Consider the following 22,756-nt stretch of genomic DNA (forward strand, 5'->3'; position numbering starts at 1 on the left):
AAGCTTTCGCGCCTACAGGCGCTGACCCGCCACGCGGGCGTCGGCCAGCGTGTTGACGTTGATCGCCAGCCGAGGATCGTGGAACAGGACCGCGTCGTCGCCGTCGTCGCCGACGACGTTGACGCCAGTCGGTGCGACCTCCCGACCCTCCCGCCGGAACGTCGTGTCGTCGCTGACGCCCAGCTCGCGTTTCAGCGCCGCCGGGACGAGCACCGTCAGCGATCCGGTGTCGTGGCGCGCGAGGACCTGATCGAGGACCGGCCCGTCCAGCAGCGGCAGGTCCGCGGCGACTGTCAGGACCGGCCGCGAGAGCCGGTCGTCCGACAGCGCCGCCTCCAGGTCCGGGACGTACCCCTCGCCCGGCGTCTCGATGGCCGGCGCGTCGACGTGAGTGGCGGTCCCCGGGGCCTGCGGTGACGTCACGGCGTAGGCCGTCTCGACGGCGCTCTCCCGGACCGCCGCCAGGACGCGGTCGACCATCGGGACGCCGCCGACCCGAAAGAGGGGTTTCTCGGCGTCGCTGTCCAGTCGGGTCCCGCGACCCCCACACATCACCAGCGCGTCCACAGCGCCACCTCCCCGAGAAGCGCCGTCGCCGCGACCCCGGCGTGGAGCGCAGCGGCTCGGGCGAGTTCGTTCGTCGCACCCAACACGTCGCCGCCGACACCGTCCAGGCGAGCGTGTGCCCACCGCCGGACGAGGGCGGCGACTGCGAGGCCGGCGACGACGGCGACGGCGGTCCCCGGGACGGCGAGGACGGCGACGGGGATGGTGACCGCCAGCGGGCCGGCCAGGTCGACGGGTCGCTTGTCGCCGACGACGGTCGCGCCGAACCCCTCGTGGCTCGGCCGGCCGAGACAGGCCACCGTCGCCATCGCGAGTTTCGCGCTCACCTCGGCGGCAACGACGAGCGCGACGGCGACGAGCGGGGCGAGCGCGGCCGTCGCGAGCGCCCCGAGCGCCAGAACCGCGAGGACGGTGCCCAGCGCGAGGACGGCGCCGACGCCGACGGTCGTGTCACGCATCACCTCGCGTCGCTCGCTGGCCGCGCCGTGGACGGCCGCGGCGTCGCCGAGGTCCGCGAGGCCGTCGGGGTGGTTGACGCCGACGACGAGGACAACCGCCACGAGGTAGCCCGCCGCCACGACCGGCGTGGGGACGGCTCCAGTCGCCAGGAACGGGACGGCGACGAGTGTGCCGACGACGTAGCCCGCAAGCGGGAACGCCGTCGGGCTCGCCGTGAAGGCGTTCCAGGCGGCCTCGCTGTGTCCGACCGGGAGCCGCGAGAGGAACCCCAGCGCCCCGCGAAGCGCGGTCAGGACCACGCGATCACCCCGGTGACAACGTACGCCAGCACGCCCGCGGCGCCGACCCGGCGGATGCCACGGCGTGCGCCGGCGACCGACGGGAGGTCGCGGTCGGCGTTGAGGACGTAGACGCCGGGCTTCTCCAGGCGACTGTCGAGGGCTGCCGCGGCGACCCCCATCGGCCACCCGGAGTTTGGCGACGGCACCCGATCGAGCCACCGGGAGGCGCGCCAGAGACACCTCCAGTCGAGGAAGATCACCGCCAGCAACAGCGCGCTGACCCGGGCCGGGAGCCACATCACCACGTCGTCGAGCCGCGCCGCCGGCGTCCCGACCAGTTTCGATCGGTAGCCGAGCATCGAGTCCATCGTGTTGACCGCTTTGACCCAGGCGGCAGCGCCGGCGGCAGCCGGCAGCGGTGGGAGCCCGACCGCCGGCGCGAGGACGACGGCGAGGGCAAACGCACCGAGCGGCGCGACCAGCCCGTCGGCGAGGTTCTCGGCCGCGCTCTCGACGGTCGCGCTTCGCAGGAGGCCGGGCGAGAGGTCGGCCGCGTCCCGGCCGGCCAGCGCCAACAGTCCCTCCCGGGCAGCCGCGACATCCCGGTCGCTGTCCCGGACGACGGCGTTCGCTGCCGACAGCAGTCGCCGGAGACTCGTCGTCAGGAACAGGACGGCACCGGCGACCGCGACGCCGAGGATCGGTGTGACCGTGCCCGCCCCCACGACGAGTGTCCCGACGCCGGCGGCAGCACCCAGCGGCAGCGCCGCCGCGGCGAGTGCGCCGACGGCGAGGGGCTGGTCCCACGGGCGGTCGACGGCACCGACGAGCACGCCGAACCAGGCGACGGGGTGCCAGCGGGTAGGCGGCTCTCCGAGGCCACCTTCCAACGCGGCGGCGACGAGGACGGCCAGCCCCGCGGCCGTGCTCACAGCGACCCCTCCCGACAGCGTCTCGCGACCGTCGCGAGCGGCGTCTCGTCGATCAGGACCGACCGCGCGCCGACCCGATCTGCACCGCCGTCGGTACGGGCGTCGTCACCGACGTGGACCAAGGTCGCGAGGGGGACGCCCAGCGCGTCGGCCGTCGCCGCGAATATCTCACGGTGGGGTTTCCGCCACCCGCAGTCGACGCTGGTGACGACGGCGTCGAAGGGGCCGAGCGACGCACGGTCGAGCGTCCGTTCGACGAGTCCCGGAACGCTACAGTTCGAGCAGACCGCGACCGGTCCCTGCTCCCGGGCAGCGGTAACCGCCGCCCCGGCGTCGGGCCGAACGGTCACCGGCCTGTCGAAGGCGTCGAGTACTGCGTCCCGAGCGACCCGGGCAGAAACGTCGACACCGCGGCTCTCCAAGGCGAGGCGGACGTGTTCGGGTAGCGGGGCCTCCCGGCCACGTTCGTACTCGCGGTGGGAGCTCCGGTAGGCGTCTTCCCAATCGTCCGGGACCGCGATCCCACGGTCGGTCAGCGCGCTAGCGACGGCATCCCACGGCGTACTGGGTCGGTCGGCCGCGACCAGCGTCCCGAACAGGTCGAAGGAGAGTGCCACGTTCGCGTAGTTACTGCAATCGTACTTGAACTGTCCGGTGAGCGAGGCAGCGTCGGGACCTCCCCCGGGAACGACGGGACACCGTCAGACAAATATCAGTTTTAGTTTACTACTGGACCGAGAATCTACCAGAAAATGTATACTTCGATTCGCGTTTACAGTCAGATTTCGTATCTAAATCGCAATACGGCAGCCACTTGTTTTTACCACCCACCATGGTATCGGTCCGGATTCCAACTCGAAGGTACGGGTAGAAAAGGGGTACGTAAACCGACAGTAATCGTTACCAGCGGTGGTGGACAGCGTCGTACACGTGGTCCTCGTAGACGTCACGCACCGCCCCGTGGGTCTGGTTCGAGAGGGGTGCCATCTCGCTGACCGCCGCGTTGGCCTGGACGTGCTCCGGGGTCGTCGATCCCGGGATGACCGTCGACACCGCGTCGTGATCGAGGATCCAGCGCAGCGCCATCTGGGCCATACTCATCCGTTCGGGGACGTGTCCCCGGAGCGCGTCGACGGCGTCGAACCCGTCCTCGACGGGCAGGCCGGCGAAGGTCTCCCCGCGGTCGAAGGCCTCCCCCTCGACGTTGAAGTTCCGGTGGTCGTTCTCCGGGAACTCCATGTCACGGGAGAGCGTTCCGGTCAGGAGCCCGGAGGCCAGTGGGACCCGCGCGATGACACCGACATCCCGCCTAGCGGCCTCCTCGAAGAACAGCTCCGCCGGGCGCTGGCGGAACATGTTGAAGATGATCTGGACCGTCTCGACCCCTGGGTACTCGATGGCTTTCAGGGCCTGCTCGACCTTCTCGACGCTGACCCCGTAGTGGGCGATCTCCCCCTCCTCGCGCAGGCGCTCCAGCGCCTCGAAGGTCTCGGGCTGGTAATACGCCTCCGTGGGCGGGCAATGCAGCTGCACCAGTTCGAGCGTGTCGGTCCCCAGGTACTCCTGGGAGCGGTCGACGAACCGCGAGAGGTTCTCGTAGTTGTAGCGGTCGGCAGTGTGTGGGTCGAGTCGGCGACCCGCCTTCGTCGCGACGGTGACCTCGTCCCGCACTCCTCGCTCGTCCAGTACTTCGGCGATGCGTTGCTCGCTGAAGCCGTCACCGTAGACGTCGGCGGTGTCGATGAAATCGATGCCGGCGTCCAGGGCGGCCCGGACTGCCTCGCGGCCCTCCTCGGCGTCCACGTCGCCCCAGTCGCCGCCGATGTTCCACGTCCCGAAGCCGACATCTGTCACTCCGTAGCCGGTCGAACCGAGCAATCGGTGGTTCATACCTCGGGCTAGCCGTGGTTACCACTAATGCCTTCCTACGAGGGCGCGATCAGAAAACGGGCGTGAGCCCGCTCGTGCGGGTCGCGTCGGACGTGCCATGTGGACGCCGACAGCTACTCGACCCACTTCGCCCGGCGGATGTCGTAACCGCCACAGGCCGGACAGGAGTGGTACTGGATCTCGAAGGCGCTCCCGCAGGACAGGCAGACGTAGGGCTGTCGGTCCGCTGTCCCCAGTCCGGAGACGACCTTCGCCTTGTCAAGGACATCCATCGACGACCACGTCGGCGATACACCCCACCTGGATATAAAAGCCGGAGATCGTTCAGGACGTTTTACGCGGTCCGCGTCGGCCGGTTCGTCCGTTCCGTGAGACGAACCAGCCGACAGAACCGGTCCCCCGCGTCCGTCGTGTCATCTATGGAGTGGTATGCAAATCGTTTTTACAACCCATCATAGTCCCATCGTATGGACGACTATGCGGAGATGTTCGGAGAGGGTGGTCTGAACGACCAAGTCGACGCCGACGAGTTGATGTCCGACATCGGTCTCGACGAAGACGAGGTCGCCTGGCGCAAGGCGTTCATCGGGTTCGGCGAGGACGATGTCGACCGATTGCGAGCGCTCCAAGACACGTTCGAGGACCACGCAGAAGCGATCGGCGAGCAGTTCTACGAGAACCTCCTCGAACACGACCAGACCATCGAAGTCATCGAACGATCACCGAAGGCCATCGACGCGCTCAAACAGACACAGGAAGCGTACTTCGCGACGCTCGCCGGTGGAGAGTACGGCCAGGAGTACTTCCGGGACCGCGCCCGGATCGGGAAGCTCCACGACATCCTCGAAATGCCGATGAAACACTACATCGGCCAGTACGGCGTCTACTACGACCTGATCCTACCACTGCTTGCCGATCGACTCGAATCCCGCATGCGCGACCGACTCGAAGCCGAATGGGCCGACACAGCCGACGGTAGCACGGCCACGGGATCGACAGCCGACTCGGCACCACTCCCCGATTCGGCCGAGTCAGCTATCACCGAGGAGGTCGGCGCGTTCAAACGAGAACTCCTGTCGGTCCTGCGTATCATCAATCTCGACATGCAGGTGGTCGCGGATACGTATATTCACTCCTACAACGAGAAGGTCCGCGAAGAGGTCGCCCGCCGTGAACGACTGGCAACGGAAGTCGAGGAGGACCTGGAGGGACCACTGGACGAACTACGTCGTTCCGCCGACGACGTTGCACAGAGTACCCAGCAGATATCCGCGCTGACCGACGAACAGGCCGAACACATCGATACTATCACCGAAGAGGTGTCCGGGATGAGCGCAACCATCGAAGAGGTCGCCGCGAGCGCCTCACAGGTCGAATCAAACAGCACGCGCGCTCGGAACCTCGCCGAGGACGGCCAGACCGCTGCCGACGATGCAATGGAGGTCATGGATGGTGTCGGTGAGGCCGTCGACGAGGTCGCGGACGACGTGGATGCACTCCAGAACCGCGTCAGCGAGATCGACGAAGTCGTCGACGTGATCAACGACATCGCCGAGCAGACGAACATCCTCGCGCTCAACGCCTCGATCGAAGCGGCGCGTGCCGGCGAGGCCGGCTCCGGGTTCGCCGTCGTCGCCGACGAGGTCAAGTCGCTGGCTGGCGACTCCCAGGCGCGTGCCAGCGAGATCGAAGCGCTGGTCGCCGACATTCAGGCTGATACGACCGATACCGTCGAGAGCCTCGACACGACGACAGAGCAGATCGAACACGGGATCGAACGAGTCAGCGAAGCGATGGACCTGCTCGACGACATCACCGACGCTGTCCGCGAGACGGCGAACGGCATCAAAGAAGTCTCGGCTGCGACAGACGACCAAGCCGCGAGCAGCGAGGAGATTGCGAGTATGCTCGACGAACTCGTCGAACAGACCGATACCGTCGTCGAAGAGGTCGAGCAAATCGCCGCTGCGACCGAACAACAGGCCGCGACGGTGGACGAGGTCTCACAGACTGCGGATCGGCTGACGGAGTGAACCACCCGTTGTAACCGCGAGAGGGCTCCACGAGGACAGCGACAAGCTGATCGACAGTCGGCTACGGATCGGCTGGAAGAGGAGTCCACCCTCCCCGATTTGAACAGATGCCAGACGTTCCTGCTCAGTCGCTTTGCTCCCTGCGCGGGTTGCGGCTGGCGTGTTCAGATCGGGTCAGTCGTCGCTCGGATTCGACACCGTTCGCCGTCGCTCACAGGTGTCAAAGTCCAGTCCGCCCTCCCCGATTTGAACGGGGGACAAGTCGATCTACAGTCGACTGCTCTACCAGTCTGAGCTAAGGGCGGTTACATGAGAAGGCATCCGCCGTCCGGACTTAAGGGTTATTATTCGATAGGGGTACGGCCGGTCGTGACACGGGAAAGAGCACGAAAGAATATTACTAACGGTGGTCATACACGGTAGTACGGTGCTCGGTGACTGCCCATACTGTAACGGCCGGCTGACCAACGCGAAGAAGTCTGTCATGTGTGACCACTGTGGGGAAGGGTTCCACATCGAGTGTGCGCGCGATGTCGACAGCTTCGAGATCACTGTCGAGTCGCATCTTCTCAGATCAGACACCTACACGATCACCTGCCCGAACTGCGCGGAAGCGTGGGAGGTCGGGTTCGACCCCAGAGAGGACTAACAGCAGACAGCCGTCAGACAGCGCGGGAAGATTTAATTACTCGGGGATCATCGTGTCCGACGAGTCGTATGAGTAAGATCACGTTCCGCGCGGACGACGACCTCGTCGCGCAACTCGAGGAGTTCGACGCCTCCAAGAGCGAGGTCATGCGGGAAGCCCTCCGGGAGTACTTAGGCGAGGGTCAATCCTCGACGGCCGACGGAGCGGTGTCTCACACGACGGGAGACACGGACAGCATCGACGAGTTCATCGCGGAACGTGTCGACGCGATCGTCACCGACAGACTCGACGAGACGTTTACTCGTCAGCGCGCGCAAGACGTGAACGTAAACATCACGTTAGAACAGGATTCAGCGGCTGTATCACCGGATTCCGGGGCCGAACACGAGGAGAACGAACGCGTGTCACACGACGCGTCGACGGGCGTGTCACACGACTCCGATTCGCGTAAGACGGACCCGAACGACGACGAAAACGCGGAACCGGACGTGGCACGCGACTGCGCGCAATGTGGCGAAACAGTGTCTTCGTCCCACGTTTACTGCCCGAACTGTGGTGAGAAGGCATCCCGCCGTGTGTTCTGTGAGTGCGGTGACGAACTCCGATCGGATTGGGGATTCTGCCCGAGTTGCGGTCGCCGGACGCCGGCTGCGGATGTCCTCGATAATCCGTAAACGCTGTGTATACCACTCTTAGACCCGTTTACGGCAGGAACGAGTGATTGTCATACACTCGGGGAAAGTTTTAATACATAACGGTCTGTGGTACAGGTTGCGTAAGACGGCTTGTCTTACGCGGCGGCCCTCGGGCGGCATGAACGCCGCAGTCCGGCGGTTTCGCCGTGTAAACAGTCGGCCCGGGCCGCAAACGCGCTCGGACCGAGTCGTCTTACCCAAAGGGGAAAATACGAACATGGAGCGTGTGACACTACGGATTCCGAAACAGCAGATCGAAGAGGTCGAACAGATGGTCGCAACGGGGGAATACCCCAACCGGAGCGAAGCGATCCGGGCCGCTGTTCGAGAGATGCTCGCCGAACAGGAGAACTCCGAGCGGAACGGTAACCGCAAACGGAGCTGGGCGAGGGCATAACGATGCAGGACATCGTCAACGAGGCCCTCGAGCGCGACGAGCAGGAACAAAAACAGTTGTCCGACGAGGACGTCGACGGGTTCGGTGACCCCCGTATCGTCATCGTCGGCTGCGGTGGCGCCGGGAACAACACGGTCAACCGGCTGTACAACATCGGCGTCGACGGTGCCGATACCGTGGCGATCAACACGGACAAACAGCACCTCAAAATGATCGAGGCCGACACGAAGATCCTCGTCGGCAAGTCCCTGACCAACGGGCTCGGTGCCGGTGGCGACCCCTCGATGGGCGAGCGCGCGACCGAGATGGCCCAGGGCACGATCAAGGAAGTACTGGGCGACGCCGACCTGGTCTTTGTCACCGCCGGCATGGGTGGCGGGACCGGGACCGGTGCCGCCCCCGTCGTCTCGAAGATCGCCAAAGAACAGGGCGCGATCGTCGTCGGCATGGTGTCGACGCCGTTCAACGTCGAGCGTGCCCGGACGGTCAAGGCCGAGGAAGGACTAGAGAAGCTTCGCCAGGAAGCCGACTCGATCATCGTCCTCGACAACAACCGACTGCTCGACTACGTGCCGAACCTGCCGATCGGCAAGGCGTTCTCGGTGATGGACCAGATCATCGCCGAGACGGTCAAGGGGATCTCCGAGACGATCACTCAGCCGAGCCTGATCAACCTGGACTACGCCGACATGACATCGATCATGAACCAGGGTGGCGTCGCCGTCATGCTGGTCGGCGAGACCCAGGACAAGAACAAGACCGAGGAGGTCGTCAAGGACGCGATGAACCACCCGCTGCTGGATGTCGACTACCGCGGCGCCAGCGGCGGTCTGGTCCACATCACCGGCGGCCCGGACCTCACGCTGAAGGAGGCAGAGGGCATCGCCCAGAACATCACCGAGCGCCTCGAGGCCTCGGCGAACGTCATCTGGGGCGCCCGCATCCAGGAAGAGTACAAGGGCAAGGTCCGCGTCATGGCGATCATGACCGGCGTCCAGTCCGCACAGGTGCTGGGTCCGACGACCCAGAAGCAGGCCAACAAGTCCCGCGAGGCCATCCAGGAGGTCGGCGACGACACCTCCTTCGACGCGAGCGATAACGTCGAGGCCAGCAGTACGGGCACCGGCGGACACAGTGGCGGCCAGAGCGGCGGTCACTCCGCGGGCTACGGCGAGACCGACGGCGGGCGCAGCGAGGTCGAGACCAACAACGGACTCGACGTCATCCGGACCAACGAGTAACCCGTCGACCCCCGACCCCCACCTTCTCCGTATTTCGACCGATCAGCGGCCGCACTCTCAGGCGACGCCCGTCCCAGCGTAGCCGTCGATCTCGTCACCGTCCGTATCGTTCAGGAACTCGATATCGATGGTGCCACTGTCGATGTCGTCGAGGTACTTGATGTCGCTGCTGCTTTCCTCCAAGTAGACCAGTTCCGGGTTCCCGTCGCCGTCGACATCGGCGGCAGTCGCAGTCGCCTTCATCGCCGACGGTGTCGACCCGCCACTCACGTCGCTACTGCCGATCTCGTCCCCGCTCGTGTCGTTGGTGAGGACGACATCGTTCCCGCCGTCGACGCTGGCGACCCGGGGGGTCCCGTCGCCGTCGAAGTCCGCCATCGTGCCGGCACCGATGCCGGTACTGGAACCGAGGCTCGTCGACATACTGTGAACACTGCCACCGGGTTCCAGATACTGGAGCGTCTGACTGCCGTCGGCGAAGACGAGTTCGTCGGTCCCGTCACCGTCGATGTCACCGGGCCCGACGACCGCGTTCGCGCCGTCACCGCCTGGATCGGTTGCGACGACGGTCACGCCGCTACTGGGTGTCGAGCGGTAGATCGCCGACGGACTCGTGTCGTTGACGAAAAACACCGACGGCGGGCTCCCGTTCCAAGAGCCAGTGGCCAGCCGCGTCTTGTCCTCCGTCCCGTCGGGCACGGCTGAGTTGGTCGTGACGGTCGTCACGTCTCCCGTCGCGTCGACGAGTTTGACCGCGCCGCTGCTGTTGACGTACGGGACCCCGGGTGCGCCGTCGCCGGTGACGTCTGCCTTTGGTGGGCCGATGGCTTCGACGTCGCTGGCGTTCGGGACAACGCTGACGTTGCCGCCGTCGCCGGAGATCGTGGTGATCCCAGTCGCGTTCCCCGTGAAGACGGTTCCACCGGGGAACCGACCGGACGCGATGATCTCGGCGATATCGAACCGCGCGAGGATATACGAAGAGGGTTCGCCCTTGGACTCGGTCCAGACGATCCGTAGCGTCTCGTCCTGGGGGAAGACGACGACCGACTGGCCGGCCGCCAGCGTCCGACCGTGTAACACGTCGGGGTCGGCGACGCCACGGAGCGTGACCCGGTCACCGTCGATCTCCGGTCCGGCCTCGTGGACGAGTTCGTAGGCGCCGTCGGTCCGTTCGAGGTCGAAGGCCGTCTCCGGGGCGGGCGTCTGTTCGTCGGTCAACTGGAAGACGAACACCGACGAGAGCCCGACCAGCAGGACCACGATACCGAGCAGGAGAACGCCGCCGACGACCGGCGAGACGCCACGCTCACCGTTGGAAGACGGCCCGGAGACCATCGTAACAGCGAGACGATAGCACTCGGACACTCATATTAGCTGCGGGACAGTATCGGAGTTGACAACGGAGCGGCTCAGACGGCTTCCAGCGCATCGAGCAGGTTGCACTTCCGGCAGCGATCCCGGGCCGTCGGCGCGCCGCAGTTCTCGCACTCGCCGAAATCGGTCTCGGCGTCGTCGCCGCCGTAGGTCTGTGCCGCCAGCGCCGCCAGTTTCTCGTAGCCGGCCATGATCGAGTGGCGGGTCCCCGGGTGGTTCTGTTCGAGATCGAGCATGAGTTCCTGTATCTCGCCGCGGTAGGCCTCCTCGGCGTGGGGACACTCCGTGATGTGAGCCGGCAGGTCCCGGAAGCGGGCGTACAGCGCGATCTCCTTCTCCGGGACGTCACGCAGGGGCTTTGCCCGCGGGACGTGGTGGTCTTGCTCCTCACGCGGGCGGTCGGTCGGCCCGTCGCCGTCGCCCTCGAAAGGACCCAGCGAGGCGTCGAAGTGTTTCGCCATCTGGGAGACGTCACCCTCCAGGAAGTTCATCAGCGCCGTCTCGGCCTCGTCGTCGAGGTTGTGGCCGGTCAGCAGTTTGTCCGCACCGAGTTCCTCAGCGTACCGCGAGAGGGCGTCCCGGCGGAACACCCCACAGTACGCGCAGGCAGCCATCCCCTCGGGATCATCCTCGACGACTTCGTCCATCCGGACGTCGTACTCGGACTCGTAGGAGACGACCTCGTGGTGGATGTCGAGGTCGTCGGTCAGTTCCCGGCAGGCGTCTAAGCTCTCGTCGCGGTACCCTTCGATCCCCTCGTGGATCGAGAGCGCGACGAGTTCGATCCGGGGGTCCTGCTCGAAGACATCGGTCAGAATCTCGGTGAGGACGACGCTGTCTTTCCCGCCCGAGAGCCCGATGACCCACGTCTCGGGGTCCTCGGGCGTGGCGTCGTCGGGGACGAGCCCGTCGTCCCGGATGCGGCGCCGGACCCGTTTCTCGACGGCGCGACAGAGGTGGTCCCCACAGAGATGCAGCCCCGAGTAGGCTGCGTGCAGCACCGCGTCATCACCGCACTTGTCACACTCCATTACCCGTGATTTCGTGTGGGCAGAGGTGAGGGTTTCGTCTCGTATCGGACCCGCAACGAGTTGTGTCCGGAGGTGCGAACACCGGCCACATCGGTACCGGCGAGGGCGAACGCGCCCGAGTCAGAACGCGTCGGGGCCGCGTTCCAGCGCGTCCAAGACGGTGTCGACGTGGCGCTCGCGGCTCGACGAGGAGAACAGTTCGTGCCCGCCCTGGTACAGTCGGATTCGATCGGCGTGGAGCCGCCGGCCGATCGCTCGCGGGTCGACGACCCGGTCGGTGAGCGTACAGAAGGCGACGGCGTCGTCCCGGGCCGGCGGCAGGCGTGCCTGTGCCCGCCGGGTCGTCCGCAGGAACGCCGGCGAGGCGGCGTCGGGACCGTCGGCCAGTTGCGCGTCGGTCGCCAGGTCGCCGATCCCCTCACCGTCTAGGTTCCCCGTCGGGACGATCGGTTTCGAAACGGGGAGACTCGTCACGAGATCGAGGACCGGATCGGGAATCGGGAGGTCGCTGCCCCACCACGGACTCAGATAGACGCGGTTCGTCACGCCCGGAACGTCGAGGAAGGCACTGGTGAGCCCGCCGGCGCTGTGGGCGAGAACCGGGAACTGGTCGAGATCGGCCGCGTACTCCCGGACGGGATCGACCCACTCCCGCTGGAGGTCGGTGATGTGAGTCGGGAGTTCGACGACGTGGGTCCGGTACTCCCGGGCGACCTGATCGACGAGCCACTGGACGTTCTCGTGGCGACAGCGGTTCCCCCAGCCCAACACGAGGAGACAGTCCTGCTCGGCGCCGTCGTCGTAGACCCGGATCTGCATGGCTGTGGGTCCGGCCGCCACCGTCTAAAATCCGGTCCCGAGATCGCCAGCGGAGAGGCAGGGTTTTGAGCGGTCGTCCCCTATCGTCGGTCGATGAGTATGGACCGTTCGACGGCCGTCGAGCGCGTCGAGGAGATCGTCGCGACCGTCGAGGACGAACGGATGCCGGTGCCGGTCCGGGAACTGTGGGTCTTCGGCGACGTCGCGCTGGGACTGGACCCCGTCGAGCGCCTGGATGTCTACGTCACGAAGGATATCCTCTTCAAGGACGCTCCCGAGCGCGCCGCGGAGTTCCAGCGGAGCCACGGCGTCGACGGTGTCGGCAAGACCGTCCGTGCCGCGTGGGCCGACGAGTACCCCGAGTACCTGCGTGCCAACGCCAGCGGTCACGCCGCCCCCGAGAAGTGCCTGGCCGCACACCTCCTGCCCGATACCGACGAGCCGATCCACCTGGAAGTGTGTAACGCCTCCTTCGACGACAACGTCACCCAGCGACTGAAGGGTGCGATGGCCCGCGAGGACTACGAGCAGATCCTCGACCCGCGGGGGGCCTGTCTGTGGGTCGAAGGGAGACGGTCGACGGAGGCCTTCGAGAAGCTCCGGAACGGCGAGTTCGTCCTGCCGACGCTGTCGGGTGCCCTGGAGATGCTCGGGATGGAGGAAGCCGAGGCCGGCGAGGCCGCCGAGGCGGTACGGGCCTACCGGGAACGGCAGGACGGCCCCTCCGTCCGTGGCGACGTAGTGTAGCGGGACGGCGAGTCACACCCGACCGACGGTGACGAAGAACGGGACGGTCTCGCGGCGCTCGTACGCCCGGTCGCCCATCTGCTCGACGACCGTCCGCCCCATCTCGCGCCACTGCTCGCGTAGCCGGTCCAGTTCTTCCGGTGTCGTCTCGCCGTCGAGGATCGTCTCGCGGTCGCTGGCCAGCCCCTCGCCGGTGGCCTTCCGACGCGCGGACCGGATCGCCTGTTCGCCGTAGGGCGGGGTGATCTCACGGACCTGGTCGTATCGACGCGTCGAGACCACGTCCAGCCCCGCCTCGCGGAGGAGGTCGGCCGCGTCGCTGCCAAGCGCCACGTCGGTCCCGACGCCGTCGAGGTAGAACCGGCGTGCGCGCCGCGCCAGGGGAGGTTCGGCCGCGACCGTCGATTCGACGGTGACCGCGGCGTTGTTCGGTTCGACCGCCGCGACCCGCTGGCTGGCGACGCGGGCGAACTCCCGGACCGCCGCGCCCGGATCGGGGAGGTTGATCAACAGCGCCTGACAGACAACCAGATCGAAACTGTCCTCGGCGAAGGGGAGTCGCGTGGCGTCGCCCTGGACCGTCGGCCCGCCGACCGACGCCAGCAGGTCGGCGTCGGCGTCGACCCCGACGACGGTTCCGTCGGTCTCCTCGCGGAGGACGCGGGTGAGTTCGCCGGTGCCACAGCCGACGTCCAGCACTCGCTGGCACGTCCCGAGTTCGAGATCCGCGAGCGCCGCGCGAGAGTCGGCCCACATCCCCGTCCGGGTGGCTTCCAGGTAGTCGGCGGAAAACCGTCGCACGGGTGGTAGCTGTCGGGTCGCGGTAAAAAACGTCGCGGTCCGGTTCAGTCCCGCAGTTCGCGGACCCGTTCGATGTTCCAGGCGAAACTCTTCCCGTCCTCCGAGGGCGTTTCGAGGACCAGCGGGAGGTCCCGGACTGCGTCGTGGTTGACGAACGCGGTCATGCCGTCCTCGCCGATCTCGCCCTCGCCGATGTGGGCGTGTTCGTCCTTGTTGGTCCCACACTCGTGTTTCGAGTCGTTGAGGTGGACACAGGCCAGGTCCGCCAGGCCGACCACCTCGTCGAACTCCGCGAGGGTCTCGTCGACGCCCTCGGGGGTCGAGAGGTCGTAGCCCGCCGCGAACGCGTGGGCGGTGTCGAGACAGAACTCGATGTCCAGGTCCGTCCGCTCGCGAACCGTCGCGAGGTGCTCGAACTCCCCGCCCAGTTTCGTCCCGCTGCCGGCGTCGGACTCGACCAGGACGGTCACGCCGTCGGGGACGTCCAGTTCGGAAAGCGCCGAGGCAGCGTTGTCGAGGCCGCCGTCGACGCCGGCACCGGTGTGCGCGCCCAGGTGGACGTTGACGTACTCGATGTCGAGTTTCGCGGCGGCGTCGACCTCCTTCTGCATGGCGTCGATGGACTGCTCCCGGAGGTCGTCTTTCGGCGTACAGAGGTTGACCAGATACGAGGAGTGGATGACCCACGGTCCGACGCCGTGCTCCGCCGACCGGTCCCGAAACTGCTGGGCCTCCTCGTCCTCGATATCGGGGTCCTGCCAGACCTGCGGCGAATGGGAGAAGATCTGGCCGCAGTTCCCGCCGTAGTCGACCTGTTCGTCGACGGCGTTGTACGCGCCGCCCGCGATAGAGGTGTGTGCACCCACTCTGAGCATATCCGTCGGTGGGGTTGGACCGGGCAAAGAGGTTCCGGACCGCCGCCGTCACACCGGTCCGGTGTCCGAATCGACGAGGCCGGCCATCACGCGAGCCTCGGCCTTCCGGAGGTGTTCGGCTGCTGTCCCGGGGGCACAGTCGATTCGCTCGGCCACGTCCGCGACGGTTCCGTCCCGAGGGTTCTCGTAGTAGCCGGTCTCGACGGCGGCCGCGACGGCCGCGAACTGCCGGTCGGTGAGCGTGCTGCCGGTGTCGAGCCGTCGGCTGTCGTAGGTACCGACCTCCAGCACGTCGACCTCGATCGGGTCGGGGACGGCATCGACGGCGCGCTGGACGGCCTGGCCCGGACCGACGAGGGTGAGTTCGACGGTGCCGTCGGCCAGGTACGCGACCGGTGAGACGACCACCAGTTGAGCGCGCGTCAGCGCCTCGACGAGGGCCGTGTCGGTCTCGCTTGGCCGATCCTGGACGTAGAGGTAGAACGTCTCGTCCGGACACGTCGAGATGGCGTAGTCGACGACGAGATCGGTCGCCTCCAGGGCCTCCCGGTAGGGGTCCGGCGGGAAGCCATCGACGTGAAAGAGCAGGGTCTGGAGCTCCTCGCCCACACTGTTGCCCCGCAGCATGTAGCTGGCGTCGTACCCGTCGGTCTCGACGACGAACTGGTGCATCGGGTGGCGAACCGGCGGGTCCATCGCCAGCGAGAGCCTGACGTATTTCACAGCGGTGGTTCCGGACCCATATATAAAGGAACCTCGCATCAGAGGCGACAGTTCGAGGCGACTCGCGGCCGTCCGTCCGCGTATGTCCCGGACAGTTGCCGCCGGTCCTGAGCGGGAGTCGGACCTGGTCGAGCCGATCCGCGAGTACGTTTTGGAGACCGAGACGCACGAGAACGCACCTGCTGTCGTCGTCAGAGCCGACGAGGTCCGGACCGTCCTCGCGACGCTGAAAGCCGAGGCGGGACTGGATCACTGTGCCTGTGTCACGGCCCAGGCCTACGAGGACCGCTACGAGAGTATCTATCACCTCCGGAGCTACGACGACCCCACGAAGGAACTGTCGGTTGTCGTCCCCTCGCCGACGGACGACCCCCACAACGAATCGGCCGCGCCGGTCTACCCGACCGCAGCGTGGCACGAACGGGAGGCCTACGACCTGGTCGGGATCGAGTACGACGACCACCCCGACCTCCGGCGGATTCTCCTCCCCGAGACCTGGCAGGGCCACCCGCTCTCGCCCGATTACGATCAGAACCAGCCACAGATCGTCACCTACCGCGAACACGAGCGCATCCTCGAAGACCGCCGGGAAGGTCCCGACACCATGCACATCAACATGGGGCCACACCACCCCTCGACACACGGCGTCCTCCACCTGAACGTGACGCTGGACGGCGAGACCGTCGCGGACGTGGACCCGGACATCGGCTACATCCACCGCTGTGAGGAACAGATGTGCGAGCAGGGGACCTACCGGCACCAGATCATGCCCTACCCCGACCGCTGGGACTGGAGCGGGGCCGGCCTCTGTAACGAGTGGGCCTACGCCCGCGCCATCGAAGACATGGTCGACATCGAGGTCCCCGAGTACGCCCAGGTGATCCGGACGATGAGCGCGGAGTTTTCCCGGATCCTCGGACACATGCTCGCCGTCGCCACCTACGCCCTGGACGTCATCAGCGAGTTCACCGCGGTCTTTCAGTGGGGAATCCGGGACCGCGAGATCGTCCAAGACATCCTCGAAGACCTCACCGGCCAGCGGCTGATGTTCAACTACTTCCGGGTCGGCGGCGTCGCCTGGGACCTTCCGGAACCGCGCGCGGAGTTCTTCGAGAAGATCCGGGCGTTCCTGGACTCCCTCCCACGAAAACTCACGGAGTACCACGACATGCTGACCAGCAACGAGATCTTCCAGAAGCGGACCGTCGACACCGGCCGGCTCCCCGCCGAGACCGCCAAGGCCTACGGCTGTACCGGCCCGGTCGCACGGGGGTCGGGCGTCGACTACGACCTCCGACGTGACGACCCCTACGGCTACTACGACGAACTGGACTGGTCGGTCGCCACCGAAGGGAGCGGCGACAACTTCGCCCGCGTACTGGTCCGGCTGCGCGAGGTCGAGGAGTCCGCGAAGATCATCGACCAGTGTGTCGACCGCCTCGAACAGTGGCCCGAGGACGACCGCGAGATCCAGGCCAACGTCCCCCGGACGCTCCGGCCGGACCCGGACACCGAGATCTACCGGGCGGTCGAGTCCGCGAAGGGCGAACTGGGCATCTACATCCGCTCGGACGGGACGGACACGCCCGCCCGGTTCAAGATCCGCGGCCCGTCGTTCTCACACGTCCAGGTGCTGCCCGCCATCGCCGAGGGCGAGTTCATCCCGGATCTGGTCGCCAGTATCGGCAGTCTGGACCCGATCATGGGTGACGTCGATCGGTGAATCCCGACTGTCACTCTCCCGGCCGTCTCCTTTTGTAGTTCGCGCGCGTACGCGTAGCCACGATGACAGCACAGGCGACGTTCGCGGGCGGCTGTTTCTGGTGTACCGAATCGGTGTTCAAGCAGGTCGATGGTGTCGAATCGGTGGTCTCGGGGTACGCCGGCGGCCACGTCGAGGACCCCAGCTACGAAGCGGTCTGTCGGGAAGAGACCGGCCACGCCGAGTGTGTCCAACTCACCTACGACCCCGACGTGGTGAGTTACGAGGACCTACTGGCGGTCTTTTTCACGACCCACAACCCGACGACGCTGAACCGTCAGGGCAACGACGTTGGGACTCAGTACCGCTCTGCCGTGTTCTACCACGGCGAGGAGCAACGCGCGGCCGTCGAGGCGTTCATCGAGGAGATCCAGCCGGGCTACGACGACGACATCGTCACCGAGATCGAGCCCCTGGAGGCGTTCTACGCCGCCGAGGAGTACCACCAGGACTACTTCGAGAAGAACCCCAACCAGGCCTACTGTACGATGACGATCCCGCCGAAGATCGAGAAACTCAAGCAGAAACACGCGGACCTCCTGGCGGCCGAGTAACTGTTCGAGGGGACGGACGAGACAAAACATATACATATGCAACTACAATGTAACACTGCTGTCGTCTCCGGACGACGGCACATCCACCAAACCCTGGTTGTGGATACCCGCCACCGGCCGACCAGCCGGTGGCATACCTTCGACGAGCAGTCGATCACCCGGTGGCACCGACACAGCCGACCGGGTCGTCGGGAGGACGGGAGATGAACGCGGGTCGGCTCGTTCTCGGCGCACACCTCGTCGTGGCAGCCGTACTGCTGATCGTCGGACTGCTCGCGGGATTGAACGGGGATCTCGTCCAGTTCGGGCTGTTGAGTGCGGTCGGGGTGATGGTGGGACTGCTGGGGCGGTCGGTCAGTCGCCTGGCAGCGGCCCGCTGATCGGCGCCAACGCTAAACCACAGCAGTCGCTAGACCGAGTACTGCTATGCGCGCGGCCAGAACCGAGGAGCGGTAACCGATGACAGGCTTCAAACCGGAAGACAGGGTACCGATGGCTGCGGCCATCGTCGTCGTCGTAGTGTCGAACGTCGTCGGGTACGCGCTGGGTGTCACGATATACATGAGCATCCTGGCAACCCCGCTCGCACTCGTGGCGTTCGGGCTCGTCAGATACGTCCTGCACGGGAGTGCAGTCCCCGACGCACTGGTCCGTAACTGATGGCGCCCCGTATCGACTGTACGGTCGTCGTCAGGGACGGGATCGACGGGGTCGGACTCTCCCAGTCGGCCGCCACACAGGTGGGAGTAGCCGACGGTGACGCGATCGCCGTCCGTCGGACCGACGGGACACGGACGACAGCGACGGTTCGGATCGACGGGTCGCTCACCGGGGAGCGACTCGCCGTCGGGAGGGCGTCGCTCGAACGGTTCGGGGTGAGCGACGGCGAGACGGTGTCGGTTCAGCGGGTCGAGCCGGAACCGGCCGAACAAGTGACGGTCGCACCGGTCACGCGACTCGCCATCCGCGGCGGGGATCGGTTGGTCAGGGACGCCGTCGGGACTCACCCGGTATCGGAGGGCGACACCGTCACCGCGTCGCTGTTCGACGGCTCCCTCGACATCCCGCTGCGAGTCCTCTCGACGCGTCCCCCGGGTCCGGTGGTACTGACGGAGGCGACGACGGTCGAGGTGACGGACGGTCCCGCCCCCGTCGGCTCGATGGGTGGACTCGACCCCCTGCCCGCGTCGGCCGTCGGCGGGTACGATGAGACAGTGGAAGCGCTCGGATCGGCGCTTTCCGGCCCGCTGAGCGGCGGTAGCGCGGAATCGAGCGCTGGTCGGGCCGGTGTCCTCGTGACGGGACCACACGGTGTCGGAAAGACCCACCTCCTCTGTCACGCCGCGTGGCGCCTCGACGCGGCACTCCACAGCGTCGACGTCGGTCGACTCCTCGCCGTGAGCTACGACGCTGCCGAGGACCACCTGAACAGCGTCACCAGGACAGCCCGTGGCGCGGGTCGGAGTGTCGTCCACCTCGACGCGCTGGACACGATCGCGGAGGAAGGCACCACCAGCGTCCGACTGCTCCTCCGGGACTGGCTGGACGGGATCGCGGCGACCGACGGCGTGGTCGTCGCCGCCGAGGCGACCGAGGAGAGCGCGGTTCCAGTGACCTACGTCCAGGGGAACCGCCTCTCCCGGACGGTTGCCGTCTCCGAACCGAACCGGAGCGACAGGGCCGACATCCTCGCCGCCGTCGCCGGGGACACGCCGACCGGGCCGGGTGTGGACCTCACCGAAACGGGTGAGCAGGCCTTCGGCTACGTCGCCGCCGATCTCGTCGCGCTGTGGTCACACGCGGTCGATACGGCGACAGCCCGGGACGGATCCAGGGAGGTCGTCGTCCGGGCCGACGACCTCGCCGAGGCGACGGCCGCCGTCGGTCCCAGCGGGATGCGGGGGTCGGTACCGGAGGTCCCGTCGACGTCGTTCGACGACATCGGGGGCCTCGCGGCCGCGAAGCGGGAGCTGATCCGGGCCGTCGACTGGCCGCTGACGAACCCCGAACTGTTCGACGCGCTGGAGATCGATCCGCCGGCGGGCGTCCTGTTGTACGGCCCGCCCGGAACCGGGAAGACGATGCTCGCACGCGCGGTCGCCTCGACCAGCGGGGCGAACTTCCTCCCCGTCGACGGGCCCGAACTGATGAACAAGTACGTCGGCGAGAGCGAGCGTGCGGTTCGGCGAGTGTTCGACCGGGCTCGGTCGAACGCACCCGCGATCCTCTTTTTCGACGAGATCGACGCACTCGGTGCGACGCGGGACGACGACAGCGACTCCCCGGCGACGGCACGGACCGTCTCACAACTCCTGACGGAGTTAGACGGGATCGAGGGACGAGGCGGGATCACCGTCATCGCGACCACGAACAGACCGGACCGGCTCGACGAAGCACTGCTTCGGACCGGGCGGTTCGACCGGATCGTCGAGGTCCCGATGCCCGACGCCGACGCCAGACGGGAGATCTTCGCGGCACATCTCGGGGATCGGGTCCACGACTCGGTCGATCTCCGGGCGCTCGCGGAACGAACCGAGGGGTACACCGGCAGCGACATCGCGGCCGTCGTCAGGGAAGCAGGACTCCTCGCGATCGGGGAACACCTCCGGGATGGATCGAAGTCGTCCCGGACGCCGAAACTCCGGGCCAGGCACGTCTCGGAGGCGCTATCGGCCGTCGAACCGTCTCTCTCCGAGCGGAGTCGGCGCGAGTACGAGTCGTTCGACCGGTTCGACTAGCCGGCGACGGCTCCTCACTCGAGTGTGCGCTCGCGGTGAAGCGTCAGCACCGAGATCACGACGCCGGCGAGCGCGACTCCCTCGATCGCGAGGACGAGCCAGAACGCCGGCCGGAAGGCGAGGCCGAACGACTGGAACACCGGCAGGATGAACAGTCCGACGGCAGCGAGTGCGACCGAGACGACCAGCCCAGCGAGCGACCGGACGTTCAGTTCCTCCGGAGTGGGCGGGTGGTCGCTCATGTCGTCGGAATCGTTCACTGCTACGGTGGTGTCCGTCTCGATAAAAAGCGCTACGGTAGGCGATCAGTCCGCGGCGGTCTCCTCAGCGGACGGGGTCGGTGCGGAGTCGCTGCCGACGACGGCGCGACTGCGCAGGAGGATGAACCCGAACCCGATCTTGGCGAACAGGTCCAGGATCATGAACAGGAGCGTCTCGCCGAACAGGCCGACGAGGCCGAGCCCCTCGGTGCCGACGAGCCACGCGACCGGGTAGACGGCCCAGGCCACGAGGATGACGTTCCGCAGGGTGTTGAACGTCGCCTGCGTGTCTTCGTCGGCCTCGGACGCTGCCTCGCCGACGACGACGACGAGGTAGTACAGCACGAACAGCATCGCGATAGTGCTGATGGTCCAGAAGGCGTACCGTGCGACGGGCACCTTCATCAGCGTCGCGGCGAGGCCGGTCACGATCATGAACGCGTCGATCGTGATGATCGACGCGAGGTCGCGGTTACTGGCACCGGCGAGCAAGCCGATGTCGAGCAACAGTAACGGCGTCGTAAACAGCCAGTCGGCGTACCGCGCCCAGTAGACGTCGATGACTCGTCCGTTGACGAGTTCGACCTCCGTGAGGCCGAACCCGAAGAACATCGACAGGTAGGACGCCGCAGCGATCCCCGCGATGAGGATCGTGATCACGTAGAACTCCTTTTCACGTGGGTCTTGCACGTCCCATCCCTTGGACATGAAATACACCATGCCAAGCAGCATTCCGATGGTACCGAGCGCGAGCCATATTCCCTCTCCCTCTACCCCGAGACTTGACATCTGCAGCGGTATTGGCAGCATGGTACATGCGTATGAATGGATTATACACAAAAAAGGCTATACCCAAACTGATACGTGTTTACGGGTAGTTCGACGTATCAACCGGTAGCAACCCGAACGGGCTCGAACTGATGGGTAATTAAATAGGTACTACATTGAAAAGTGCGTCTTCCGAAGGTCCCCGTATGGCGGACGAGTCAGAGACGACCGAAGCCAAGCAGGGGGCGGAAGAGACAACCCAAGACACGGGGGAGGAAGCCGGAGCAGTCCTCGACGCCGATGCGGCAACGTCGACACAGTCAACCGACGAGCTCCGGGAGATGGTCGACGAGCAACAGAAGCGGATCGAGGAACTGGAGGACCTCCTGTTGGACCTCTCGACGCGGGTGGCCGACGGGAACAATATGGGTGTCTGTCCGGACTGTCACGGCGCAGTCATCAAAGTGAACCCGTGGTTCAGGTCGGCGAAGATCAAGTGCACACAGTGCCAGCGAGTCTTCCACGAGTACTGACTCGGGGCCCTAGTGCTGGTTCGCGCACGCGAGCGACGGACTCGAACGGGCGACCGGGACCCGACTGGGGAGAGACTAAGCGACTGGGGGTGCAACGCCTGCTGTGAGCTTCGAATACACGACGGATATCGCGGTCCGCTACGACGATCTCGACACCTACGGCCACGTCAACAACGTCCGGTACGGGACGTATTTAGAGGAGGCACGAATCGACTACCTCGCGGACGTCGTCGGCCGCGGGGAAGGGGGCCTGCTGTCCGCGTCGGGCGAGGGGACCGGGATCGTCATCGCCAACTTAGAGATCGACTTCGAGCAGCCTGTCCAGCTAACCGACAGCGTCACCGTCGGCGTCCGAGTCTCCCGGCTTGGCGAGAAGAGCTTCGCCTTCGAGTACGAGATCCGAAACGACGGTGCCGTCGCTGCGACCGGTGAAACGACTGTCGTCACCTACAGCCGTGCCGAGCAGGCCCCCATCCCGATCCCCGACAGCTGGCGCGAGTCGATTGCGGATTTCGAAGGGCTATAGCCCCCGAATCGTCTGTTTTCCGGAGTCCGACGGACTGATCGGTCGGTACGTGCGTCTGACGCTATACACCAGATAGCACGATAGGAAACGACAGTGGG

27 protein-coding genes and 1 tRNA gene are annotated in these 22,756 nt (G+C 66.2%); 13 read left to right on the top strand and 15 right to left on the bottom strand.

Annotated features, from left to right (window positions below):
* Positions 1 to 12: 12 nt before the first annotated feature.
* The 6 genes from P0204_RS07090 to P0204_RS07115 all read right to left on the bottom strand — a co-directional run bounded on the left by P0204_RS07090 (position 13) and on the right by P0204_RS07115 (position 4,401).
* Complete coding sequence (locus P0204_RS07090; RefSeq protein ID WP_276223252.1) at positions 13 to 552, bottom strand: NTP transferase domain-containing protein; 540 nt, start codon at positions 550 to 552, stop codon at positions 13 to 15.
* Entirely contained in the window at positions 552 to 1,325 is a 774-nt protein-coding gene (cobS, locus tag P0204_RS07095) for an adenosylcobinamide-GDP ribazoletransferase (protein ID WP_276222885.1), read from the bottom strand. Before cobS ends, P0204_RS07090 begins: the two co-directional genes overlap by 1 nt.
* The gene (locus P0204_RS07100; protein WP_276222887.1) at positions 1,316 to 2,239 is read right to left on the bottom strand and encodes a CobD/CbiB family cobalamin biosynthesis protein; all 924 of its coding nucleotides are present in this window, start codon (positions 2,237 to 2,239) and stop codon (positions 1,316 to 1,318) included. Before P0204_RS07100 ends, cobS begins: the two co-directional genes overlap by 10 nt.
* The gene (locus P0204_RS07105) at positions 2,236 to 2,856 is read right to left on the bottom strand and encodes an HAD family hydrolase (RefSeq protein WP_276222889.1); all 621 of its coding nucleotides are present in this window, start codon (positions 2,854 to 2,856) and stop codon (positions 2,236 to 2,238) included. The genes P0204_RS07100 and P0204_RS07105 overlap by 4 nt, the downstream gene beginning before the upstream one ends.
* A gap of 283 nt (positions 2,857 to 3,139) precedes the next feature.
* Complete coding sequence (locus tag P0204_RS07110) at positions 3,140 to 4,129, bottom strand: aldo/keto reductase (protein ID WP_276222891.1); 990 nt, start codon at positions 4,127 to 4,129, stop codon at positions 3,140 to 3,142.
* Between the two features lie 113 nt (positions 4,130 to 4,242).
* The gene (locus tag P0204_RS07115) at positions 4,243 to 4,401 is read right to left on the bottom strand and encodes an FmdB family zinc ribbon protein (protein WP_276222892.1); all 159 of its coding nucleotides are present in this window, start codon (positions 4,399 to 4,401) and stop codon (positions 4,243 to 4,245) included.
* A 195-nt stretch (positions 4,402 to 4,596) separates the two neighbouring features.
* Between P0204_RS07115 and P0204_RS07120 the strand changes: the two genes are divergently transcribed.
* Positions 4,597 to 6,162 (top strand): globin-coupled sensor protein, encoded by a 1,566-nt coding sequence (locus tag P0204_RS07120; RefSeq protein ID WP_276222894.1) that lies wholly within the window; start codon positions 4,597 to 4,599, stop codon positions 6,160 to 6,162.
* Positions 6,163 to 6,393: 231 nt separating this feature from the next.
* Here P0204_RS07120 and P0204_RS07125 read toward each other — a convergent pair.
* A tRNA-Tyr gene (locus P0204_RS07125) sits at positions 6,394 to 6,467 on the bottom strand.
* 179 nt (positions 6,468 to 6,646) lie between these two features.
* Between P0204_RS07125 and P0204_RS07130 the strand changes: the two genes are divergently transcribed.
* From P0204_RS07130 to ftsZ, 4 genes are all read left to right on the top strand, one after another.
* Positions 6,647 to 6,811, top strand: coding sequence for a hypothetical protein (locus tag P0204_RS07130; protein WP_276222895.1), 165 nt, complete (start codon positions 6,647 to 6,649; stop codon positions 6,809 to 6,811).
* 68 nt (positions 6,812 to 6,879) lie between these two features.
* Positions 6,880 to 7,485, top strand: a complete 606-nt coding sequence (locus P0204_RS07135) for a double zinc ribbon domain-containing protein (RefSeq protein WP_276222897.1) — start codon at positions 6,880 to 6,882, stop codon at positions 7,483 to 7,485.
* A gap of 238 nt (positions 7,486 to 7,723) precedes the next feature.
* Complete coding sequence (locus tag P0204_RS07140) at positions 7,724 to 7,903, top strand: CopG family ribbon-helix-helix protein (protein ID WP_276222899.1); 180 nt, start codon at positions 7,724 to 7,726, stop codon at positions 7,901 to 7,903.
* Positions 7,904 to 7,905: 2 nt separating this feature from the next.
* The gene (ftsZ, locus tag P0204_RS07145) at positions 7,906 to 9,144 is read left to right on the top strand and encodes a cell division protein FtsZ (protein WP_276222901.1); all 1,239 of its coding nucleotides are present in this window, start codon (positions 7,906 to 7,908) and stop codon (positions 9,142 to 9,144) included.
* A 57-nt stretch (positions 9,145 to 9,201) separates the two neighbouring features.
* Here the strand turns inward: ftsZ and P0204_RS07150 are convergent, their stop codons facing one another.
* The 3 genes from P0204_RS07150 to P0204_RS07160 form a co-directional block, all read right to left on the bottom strand.
* The gene (locus P0204_RS07150; RefSeq protein WP_276222903.1) at positions 9,202 to 10,482 is read right to left on the bottom strand and encodes an FG-GAP repeat domain-containing protein; all 1,281 of its coding nucleotides are present in this window, start codon (positions 10,480 to 10,482) and stop codon (positions 9,202 to 9,204) included.
* 74 nt (positions 10,483 to 10,556) lie between these two features.
* On the bottom strand, positions 10,557 to 11,552 hold the full coding sequence (gene ncsA / locus P0204_RS07155) for a tRNA 2-thiolation protein NcsA (protein ID WP_276222904.1): 996 nt from the start codon (positions 11,550 to 11,552) through the stop codon (positions 10,557 to 10,559).
* A gap of 120 nt (positions 11,553 to 11,672) precedes the next feature.
* The gene (locus tag P0204_RS07160) at positions 11,673 to 12,371 is read right to left on the bottom strand and encodes an alpha/beta fold hydrolase domain-containing protein (RefSeq protein WP_276222906.1); all 699 of its coding nucleotides are present in this window, start codon (positions 12,369 to 12,371) and stop codon (positions 11,673 to 11,675) included.
* A gap of 99 nt (positions 12,372 to 12,470) precedes the next feature.
* Here P0204_RS07160 and P0204_RS07165 point away from each other — a divergent pair, with 99 nt between their 5' ends.
* The gene (locus P0204_RS07165; RefSeq protein ID WP_379801716.1) at positions 12,471 to 13,118 is read left to right on the top strand and encodes a DUF7095 family protein; all 648 of its coding nucleotides are present in this window, start codon (positions 12,471 to 12,473) and stop codon (positions 13,116 to 13,118) included.
* 12 nt (positions 13,119 to 13,130) lie between these two features.
* Here P0204_RS07165 and P0204_RS07170 read toward each other — a convergent pair whose 3' ends face one another.
* The 3 genes from P0204_RS07170 to P0204_RS07180 form a co-directional block, all read right to left on the bottom strand.
* Positions 13,131 to 13,874 carry a class I SAM-dependent methyltransferase gene (locus tag P0204_RS07170; protein ID WP_276223254.1) on the bottom strand — a complete coding sequence of 248 codons (744 nt, stop codon included), beginning with the start codon at positions 13,872 to 13,874 and terminating at the stop codon, positions 13,131 to 13,133.
* A gap of 89 nt (positions 13,875 to 13,963) precedes the next feature.
* Complete coding sequence (locus tag P0204_RS07175) at positions 13,964 to 14,794, bottom strand: deoxyribonuclease IV (RefSeq protein ID WP_276222910.1); 831 nt, start codon at positions 14,792 to 14,794, stop codon at positions 13,964 to 13,966.
* 48 nt (positions 14,795 to 14,842) lie between these two features.
* On the bottom strand, positions 14,843 to 15,517 hold the full coding sequence (locus P0204_RS07180) for a helix-turn-helix domain-containing protein (protein ID WP_276222912.1): 675 nt from the start codon (positions 15,515 to 15,517) through the stop codon (positions 14,843 to 14,845).
* Between the two features lie 82 nt (positions 15,518 to 15,599).
* Here P0204_RS07180 and P0204_RS07185 point away from each other — a divergent pair, with 82 nt between their 5' ends.
* The 5 genes from P0204_RS07185 (at position 15,600) to P0204_RS07205 (ending at position 20,571) form a co-directional block, all read left to right on the top strand.
* On the top strand, positions 15,600 to 17,240 hold the full coding sequence (locus P0204_RS07185) for an NADH-quinone oxidoreductase subunit D (RefSeq protein WP_276222914.1): 1,641 nt from the start codon (positions 15,600 to 15,602) through the stop codon (positions 17,238 to 17,240).
* Positions 17,241 to 17,302: 62 nt separating this feature from the next.
* A complete protein-coding gene (gene msrA / locus P0204_RS07190) occupies positions 17,303 to 17,833 on the top strand; it encodes a peptide-methionine (S)-S-oxide reductase MsrA (RefSeq protein ID WP_276222916.1) in 531 nt (176 codons plus the stop codon).
* 203 nt (positions 17,834 to 18,036) lie between these two features.
* Positions 18,037 to 18,213 carry a hypothetical protein gene (locus P0204_RS07195; protein WP_276222917.1) on the top strand — a complete coding sequence of 59 codons (177 nt, stop codon included), beginning with the start codon at positions 18,037 to 18,039 and terminating at the stop codon, positions 18,211 to 18,213.
* Positions 18,214 to 18,292: 79 nt separating this feature from the next.
* Positions 18,293 to 18,493 (top strand): hypothetical protein, encoded by a 201-nt coding sequence (locus P0204_RS07200; RefSeq protein WP_276222919.1) that lies wholly within the window; start codon positions 18,293 to 18,295, stop codon positions 18,491 to 18,493.
* A complete protein-coding gene (locus tag P0204_RS07205) occupies positions 18,493 to 20,571 on the top strand; it encodes an AAA family ATPase (protein WP_276222920.1) in 2,079 nt (692 codons plus the stop codon). The genes P0204_RS07200 and P0204_RS07205 overlap by 1 nt, the downstream gene beginning before the upstream one ends.
* A gap of 14 nt (positions 20,572 to 20,585) precedes the next feature.
* On the opposite strand, the gene P0204_RS07210 is transcribed toward P0204_RS07205, so the two are convergent.
* Positions 20,586 to 20,831, bottom strand: a complete 246-nt coding sequence (locus P0204_RS07210) for a hypothetical protein (protein WP_276222923.1) — start codon at positions 20,829 to 20,831, stop codon at positions 20,586 to 20,588.
* Positions 20,832 to 20,876: 45 nt separating this feature from the next.
* Positions 20,877 to 21,620: a bacteriorhodopsin gene (locus P0204_RS07215; protein WP_276222925.1), complete on the bottom strand. Its 744-nt coding sequence runs from the start codon at positions 21,618 to 21,620 to the stop codon at positions 20,877 to 20,879.
* Between the two features lie 185 nt (positions 21,621 to 21,805).
* On the opposite strand from P0204_RS07215, the gene P0204_RS07220 reads away from it, so the two are divergent.
* Positions 21,806 to 22,132 (top strand): hypothetical protein, encoded by a 327-nt coding sequence (locus tag P0204_RS07220; RefSeq protein WP_276222927.1) that lies wholly within the window; start codon positions 21,806 to 21,808, stop codon positions 22,130 to 22,132.
* Between the two features lie 103 nt (positions 22,133 to 22,235).
* Positions 22,236 to 22,658: an acyl-CoA thioesterase gene (locus P0204_RS07225; RefSeq protein WP_276222929.1), complete on the top strand. Its 423-nt coding sequence runs from the start codon at positions 22,236 to 22,238 to the stop codon at positions 22,656 to 22,658.
* The last annotated feature ends 98 nt before the right edge of the window (positions 22,659 to 22,756 follow it).

The organism is Haloarcula halophila, assembly GCF_029278565.1.
In the GTDB taxonomy this organism is placed as follows: Archaea; Halobacteriota; Halobacteria; order Halobacteriales; family Haloarculaceae; genus Haloarcula; species Haloarcula halophila.

Excerpts from the sequence above, each read along its gene's own strand:
- P0204_RS07090 (WP_276223252.1), bottom strand. The coding sequence starts at position 552 with ATGTGTGGGGGTCGCGGGACCCGACTGGACAGCGACGCCGAGAAACCC.
- P0204_RS07110 (WP_276222891.1), bottom strand. The coding sequence starts at position 4,129 with ATGAACCACCGATTGCTCGGTTCGACCGGCTACGGAGTGACAGATGTC.
- P0204_RS07115 (WP_276222892.1), bottom strand. The coding sequence starts at position 4,401 with ATGGATGTCCTTGACAAGGCGAAGGTCGTCTCCGGACTGGGGACAGCG.
- P0204_RS07120 (WP_276222894.1), top strand. The coding sequence starts at position 4,597 with ATGGACGACTATGCGGAGATGTTCGGAGAGGGTGGTCTGAACGACCAA.
- P0204_RS07130 (WP_276222895.1), top strand. The coding sequence starts at position 6,647 with ATGTGTGACCACTGTGGGGAAGGGTTCCACATCGAGTGTGCGCGCGAT.
- P0204_RS07135 (WP_276222897.1), top strand. The coding sequence starts at position 6,880 with ATGAGTAAGATCACGTTCCGCGCGGACGACGACCTCGTCGCGCAACTC.
- P0204_RS07140 (WP_276222899.1), top strand. The coding sequence starts at position 7,724 with ATGGAGCGTGTGACACTACGGATTCCGAAACAGCAGATCGAAGAGGTC.
- ftsZ (WP_276222901.1), top strand. The coding sequence starts at position 7,906 with ATGCAGGACATCGTCAACGAGGCCCTCGAGCGCGACGAGCAGGAACAA.
- P0204_RS07150 (WP_276222903.1), bottom strand. The coding sequence starts at position 10,482 with ATGGTCTCCGGGCCGTCTTCCAACGGTGAGCGTGGCGTCTCGCCGGTC.
- ncsA (WP_276222904.1), bottom strand. The coding sequence starts at position 11,552 with ATGGAGTGTGACAAGTGCGGTGATGACGCGGTGCTGCACGCAGCCTAC.
- P0204_RS07160 (WP_276222906.1), bottom strand. The coding sequence starts at position 12,371 with ATGCAGATCCGGGTCTACGACGACGGCGCCGAGCAGGACTGTCTCCTC.
- P0204_RS07165 (WP_379801716.1), top strand. The coding sequence starts at position 12,471 with ATGGACCGTTCGACGGCCGTCGAGCGCGTCGAGGAGATCGTCGCGACC.
- P0204_RS07170 (WP_276223254.1), bottom strand. The coding sequence starts at position 13,874 with ATGTGGGCCGACTCTCGCGCGGCGCTCGCGGATCTCGAACTCGGGACG.
- P0204_RS07175 (WP_276222910.1), bottom strand. The coding sequence starts at position 14,794 with ATGCTCAGAGTGGGTGCACACACCTCTATCGCGGGCGGCGCGTACAAC.
- P0204_RS07185 (WP_276222914.1), top strand. The coding sequence starts at position 15,600 with ATGTCCCGGACAGTTGCCGCCGGTCCTGAGCGGGAGTCGGACCTGGTC.
- msrA (WP_276222916.1), top strand. The coding sequence starts at position 17,303 with ATGACAGCACAGGCGACGTTCGCGGGCGGCTGTTTCTGGTGTACCGAA.
- P0204_RS07195 (WP_276222917.1), top strand. The coding sequence starts at position 18,037 with ATGAACGCGGGTCGGCTCGTTCTCGGCGCACACCTCGTCGTGGCAGCC.
- P0204_RS07200 (WP_276222919.1), top strand. The coding sequence starts at position 18,293 with ATGACAGGCTTCAAACCGGAAGACAGGGTACCGATGGCTGCGGCCATC.
- P0204_RS07205 (WP_276222920.1), top strand. The coding sequence starts at position 18,493 with ATGGCGCCCCGTATCGACTGTACGGTCGTCGTCAGGGACGGGATCGAC.
- P0204_RS07215 (WP_276222925.1), bottom strand. The coding sequence starts at position 21,620 with ATGTCAAGTCTCGGGGTAGAGGGAGAGGGAATATGGCTCGCGCTCGGT.
- P0204_RS07220 (WP_276222927.1), top strand. The coding sequence starts at position 21,806 with ATGGCGGACGAGTCAGAGACGACCGAAGCCAAGCAGGGGGCGGAAGAG.